At 23.8% G+C, this 5,713-nt stretch carries 4 protein-coding genes; all 4 read right to left on the bottom strand.

Annotated elements, in window-relative coordinates; all coding sequences use genetic code 11:
• The coding region (locus ACTCCZ_RS13175; protein WP_463187413.1) for a hypothetical protein at positions 1-279 on the bottom strand (279 nt) is incomplete at its 3' end.
• Complete coding sequence (locus tag ACTCCZ_RS13180) at positions 272-1,093, bottom strand: tetratricopeptide repeat protein (protein WP_079579839.1); 822 nt, start codon at positions 1,091-1,093, stop codon at positions 272-274. The genes ACTCCZ_RS13175 and ACTCCZ_RS13180, both read right to left, overlap by 8 nt.
• Positions 1,086-1,919, bottom strand: coding sequence for a tetratricopeptide repeat protein (locus ACTCCZ_RS13185; RefSeq protein WP_079579838.1), 834 nt, complete (start codon positions 1,917-1,919; stop codon positions 1,086-1,088). The genes ACTCCZ_RS13180 and ACTCCZ_RS13185 overlap by 8 nt, the downstream gene beginning before the upstream one ends.
• 20 nt (positions 1,920-1,939) lie before the next feature.
• A partial coding sequence (locus ACTCCZ_RS13190; RefSeq protein WP_463187414.1) for a hypothetical protein occupies positions 1,940-5,713 on the bottom strand: 3,774 nt, incomplete at its 5' end.

Raw genomic sequence — 5,713 nt, forward strand, 5'->3', positions numbered from 1 at the left:
AGAATATAAATACCACTCAATAGCTTTTTTATAATTTTTAAGTTTAATACTATAAGTATTTCCTATATTAAATGCAGCCTTTTCATCCTCATCTGCTAACTGATACCATTCAATAGTATTTTTATAATTAGTAAGTCTATTGTCCCACTCAGGCTTTGGAAGTTTAACTTTCTTTTCAGTTTTTATCTTATTTGAACTTTTATTATCTTCACAAGCAGTTAAGTTTAGACTTATTATTGCTATTATTAATATATTTATTATTGTTTTTATTCTACTCATCTAAATCTAACTTTCCTTTATATTTTATTGGAAAATCAGGAGAGTTTAATTGTAGTTCGTAGCCTTTTTTTATTGTTTCGTTTGGGATGTTCCATGTTTTTTTAAGTAATTTTAATACTGAACTTTTTGTATATTTTGTATCTATTACTGCTATTGCATAAGCTGAGGCTTTTATATCATTCTTAAGTTTTTTATGATAAAAAATTGAAAAATTTTTATAAGCTAATTGATATCCTTCTTGAATTGATTTTTTAAACCATAATTCTGCTTTATCATATTCTTTTAGTTCTAAAGAAAAAATAAGTCCCAAATTATTTGCTGCTACTTTATCTTTATTTTTTTTAAATGATTGTTCATAATATTTTATTGACTTATTAAATTCTTTTTTAAGTTCTAAAACTTTTCCCATTCGAAACAATGCTTTATCCCATTTTAAATCAATAGCTTTTTTACACCAACTAATTGCTTCATCATATCTTTTTAACTTTTGCAATGCATAACATGCAAAATATGAATTCTCTCCTAATGGTATCATCGAATCTGCATATTTATACCACTCTAAGGCTTTTTCATAATCATGTAACTTTTCTGAATATGCATATCCTATCTTCATAGCTGGGACTGGGTCTTTTTTTGCATCGTGCCATTGACTCCAATAATTATCAATTCTAGATTTAGCCTCTTTATCCCATTCTGGCATAGGTAAAGAAGGAGTGAACTTAACTTCTTTTTTATTTGTTGTTTGATTATTTTCACAAGCTGTAAAACTTAATGCTGCTATTCCTATTAGTACTATTTTTATTAATCTATTCATCTAAATATAATTTACTTTTATATTTTATTGGAAATTCATCTGAATTTAGTTGTAACTCATAGCCTTTTTGGATTATATCATTTGGTATTTTCATGTCATTCTGTAGAACCCTTAGAACTGAAGCTTTTGTATATTTTGTATCTATTACTGCTATTGCATAAGCTGAAGCTTTTATATCATTTTTTAATTTTTCATGATATAAACTCGAAATATTTTTATATGATTCATAATTATTTAATTTTATTGCTTCTTTATACCATTTTTCAGCTTTTTGATAATTATTTAATTTTTTAGAAAAAATAAATCCTAAATTATTTGCAGACATTTTATCTTTTGTTTTTTCAAATGATTGTTTATAATAAAATACTGCCTTATCATAATCATTTAGTTCCTTATAAATATCTCCCATTCTAAATAAAGCCTTATCCCATTTTAAATCAATAGCTTTTTTACACCAACTTATAGCTTCATCATATCTTTTTAATTGTTGCAATGCATAACATGCAAAATATGAATTCTCTCCTAAAGCAATCATCGAATCAGCATATTTATACCACTCTAAGGCTTTTTCATAATCTTTTAGTTCTTCTGAATATGCATATCCTATTTTCATCGCTGGGATTGGGTCTTTTTTTGCATTAGATAATTGACTTAATTTAAAATATTTATTTATATATTCTTCTTTAACATCAGGCATAGGTAAAGAAGGAGTAAATTTAATTTCTTTTTCTTTTGTATTATTTGAACTTTTATTATCTTCACATGCAGTTAAGTTTAGACTTATTATTGCTATTATTAATATATTTATTATTGTTTTTACTTTCATTTAATTCCTCTTTTTTTATATTATTCTAAGTATTTTATATCTTCAGGTATAAAACTTATCTGTTTTAAAGATTCTATTTCTATTTTGCAATTCATTTTTGGTAGAAAATCTGATGAAGTTGCTATTTTATTTAAATCTTTAAATACTACTTTATATTTTAAATCTATTAAAGAGCTTGTAACTATTATATATGAGCTATGATTTTCTTTTTTTATTTTATTTGTAAAATTATTTAAAATAAAATAAGAATTTTCTTTTGGGAAAAAATTAAATATACCATTAGTATCAATTAATGCTGCTTTATTTATTTCTAAATACTCATCTCCATAGGGAGAAAAGAAAAGTTTAAACTCTTTATCATCTGCAATTATTTTTGGTATCTTTAATCCTTCATAAGCATAAAAATCTATTTCATAACCATTTACTGTTTTTACTTTTTGATGACTTTTTATTTCTTCTTTATCTAATTTATACCCATACATAGCAGACTGTAAAAAGCTTAATTCATTTTTTAGTGCTATATCAAAATACGACTCATTTGTTTTATAATTTTCTCCTATAAAATTTGTTATATTTTTAGCACTTCTAAATCCTTCACTATTTATAGTTTTTAGTTCTTCTTTTCTATTTGTTGTTTCTAATAGATATTTTGCTGGAAAGCCTTCAGTATATATTTTTTGATTTCTTCTATTATTTTTTAAATAAATTCTATCATTATAAAAAAGTGATTTTTTTAAATAGCTTTCAAATGCACTATCAACAAACTTTAACATTACAATTGCATATGCAATTGAACTTATTGATACAAACGTAATTAAAGGTGTTCCACTAGTTACTAAAAATGCCACTACATTTAAAGTTATCATCCCAACACTTACAGCTAAGGCATCATAATCTTCATTTTTCTCATATTTTATTGCATCTACTATAGCAATAATTATTACTGTGTATGCTGATACTTTTGCAAAGAATTTGCCACTTGCTGTTAAAAAGTCATTATTTGCAAGATTTATTTTTATTAGATTTTTTCCGCCTGCCTTTTTATTCATTTTATTTAAAAAAGTTTGTGCTATATTTTCAAACTTTTCATTTTGCAATATTCCTATTAAAGCACTATTTAATCCTGCGAAATCATTTACAAAGCCTATTGTTGATTTTATATCTTTATTTTTATTATCGTAAATATACTCTTTTATTGAAGCTATTGCTAGAATAGAAGCGTAGGCTTTAAATGCTAAACCTAATTGTAAAGCTCTTGTTTTTGACACTCCTTTTACTTGATATGTTTCATCATTTGAGTATTCTTCCAAAAACTTATCCAAACTTTTATCAATTAAATCTGTTATTCCACATATAAATTTTAAAACAAAATGTATCTCTTTTTCTGATTTTTTAATATCTTTATCTAAATCTAAAGGTTCTATTTTTTCATCTTCATCTTCATCTTCATTATTTTTATCTTTTTTTGCTATTTTTTCATCTTTTTTCTTTTTTTCATCTTTTGCTAACTTATGATATTTATCAAAAAACTTTTGAGCTTTTTCTTTTGCTATGTTACTTGATTTTAAAAAGAGTAATTCATTTAAAAGTTGTCTTATAAGATACTCATCAAAATGTTCTGATATTTGATAACTTCCTAAAATAAGCTCTTTTTTAGTATCTTCTAATTTAATTTTTTTGTCTACTATATCATCTGTAAAATTTAAAAGGTATTTAATATCTTCACTAGCAAATATTCCATTTACTGATACTTCTTCATCTAAAGGAATTTTACAAGAACAAAGAGAATAGATAATATTCATACCTCCTACTACATATTCAAAACTGTCTATATTACAACTTTGATATTTTAAAAGTAACTTTTCTAATTTTCCTTCTAAAAACTTTGTTTTAATAGTTTTTAAAATAGTTTTAGGCGATGTGACTGCTTTTTCTTGATAATACTTTATATCTTTTGGGATATAAAGTAAATCGCTTTTATAACTTATTTTATATGAGTAATCAAAGGATTTCATAATGTGATGATTATCTAATTGTTTATAATCTTCTAAGAAGTGATTATTCTTTTCATTATTTGAAAAAATCTTTTTAATAAAGTTTTTCTTATCTCTTGTTGTTTGACTATTTTTAAATACTGTTTCATTATAGAATTCTTGATTTTCTACAACTGATTTTACATTTGAAATTTTTCCATATCCTATATTTGGTAAAGGAATAATTCTTCTATATGCGATTAAAAAATCATTTCTTATTTTTATAAATTTTTGATAATCTATTAAAGGTTTAATATCATCTTTAAAATCATCTAAAAAAAACAAGCAAAAAACAATATGAGCCAAAACTTGTTCTGCATCTTCTTTGACTAGTGTATAATCATCATTTCCTGTAAATCTCATCAATGATTCTTTTTTAACATTAGTAGAGTAAAAAAGTTTAATATTATCTAACATAATAAATTCATTATTAAAATAAATGTTTTTTTTAAAATAATGTTTTTTTATTTTTGATTTATTTTCATCTTCAAAATATATAAAGCTATGATCAAAAAATCCTTTTGAATAGTTAGTTAGCACTTTTATGTACGAAAATGCTTTTTTCTTTACATCTTTATGAACAATATTTTCAATATCTTTAAATTTTAAAACATAGTTATATAGTTCTTTATTATGAAATATCATCTCAATAAATTCTTTATAACAATCTCTTAATGTAAATAAATTTTTTCTATATTTTTCCTCTTCAAAGTCAGAAACATAAAAATAATCTACAAGATTTGCAATAGTATATGCATATGAATTTCTCTTTTTTATATCATCAAAAATATTTTGATTATAACTATATGCCAATTTATAATTTGTATAATACTCTTCATATAAATCTTCTATTTCTCCTATAGGATCTTCTATAAATCCAACTATAATATTTAAATTTTTTTCTTCATTTTTACTTTTCTGTGCATCTATAAGTTTTTGTTCAATTTCATTTTTATTGATACTATCTATATCTTTTATATAAATTCCACTTTTACTATCTAGTGATTTAGTATCTATTTTAAGCTCTGGTAGTTTTTGTATATCACTTAGGCTATTTAATTTGAAATTACTATAATAGATTTGATATGATGTTTCTTCTTCAAGTGGAATAAATTTTCTTATTATTTCAGTTTTTGTATCTTGATACTGAATATCTTTTAATTCTTCTGCATTTATTCCGCCATTATTATAAATTTTATATTCTAAGTACTCACTTCCTTTTACAACATATACAAAAGCTAAGGTATGAGAATAAATATTATCAAACTCTGATTCTTCTTTATTAGTTACATAAGTTTCATCTGCTTTTCTAAATCCCCTTGAGGGTCTTATTGGTTTATATATATCTTGTGATTTTCTTATTAAATAAAGTTCATAATTTTCTATAGTTTTATCTTCTTGTTTTACATATTCTTCTTCTATCATTTTTTCATTTGCAATTACATCTTCATTTTCTATACTTGGTGGGGCAATGATTTTTGAAGTTGTTTGTCCTGGACTTACTAATACAACTGCTCTTCCTTTATCTGTTTTAAATCCATCTGTTCTTAATAAAAAATGATTAGCAGTTGATTTTACATTTGTTTCTGTCCCTGCTGTTGATATTGAAGCTACTTTTGTACATTTATTTTTACTTCTTGGGCAAGCTACTGGGGCTCCTATTATATCTTTTAGGTATAAAGGCTTTGCTCCTGCTATTCGTTCTACTTTTGCTGTGGATGTTAATGTTACTTTACCTCCACAAGCGCATTGAATAACTCC

Source organism: Malaciobacter sp., assembly GCF_055140965.1.

Excerpts from the sequence above, each read along its gene's own strand:
- ACTCCZ_RS13180 (WP_079579839.1), bottom strand. The coding sequence starts at position 1,093 with ATGAATAGATTAATAAAAATAGTACTAATAGGAATAGCAGCATTAAGT.
- ACTCCZ_RS13185 (WP_079579838.1), bottom strand. The coding sequence starts at position 1,919 with ATGAAAGTAAAAACAATAATAAATATATTAATAATAGCAATAATAAGT.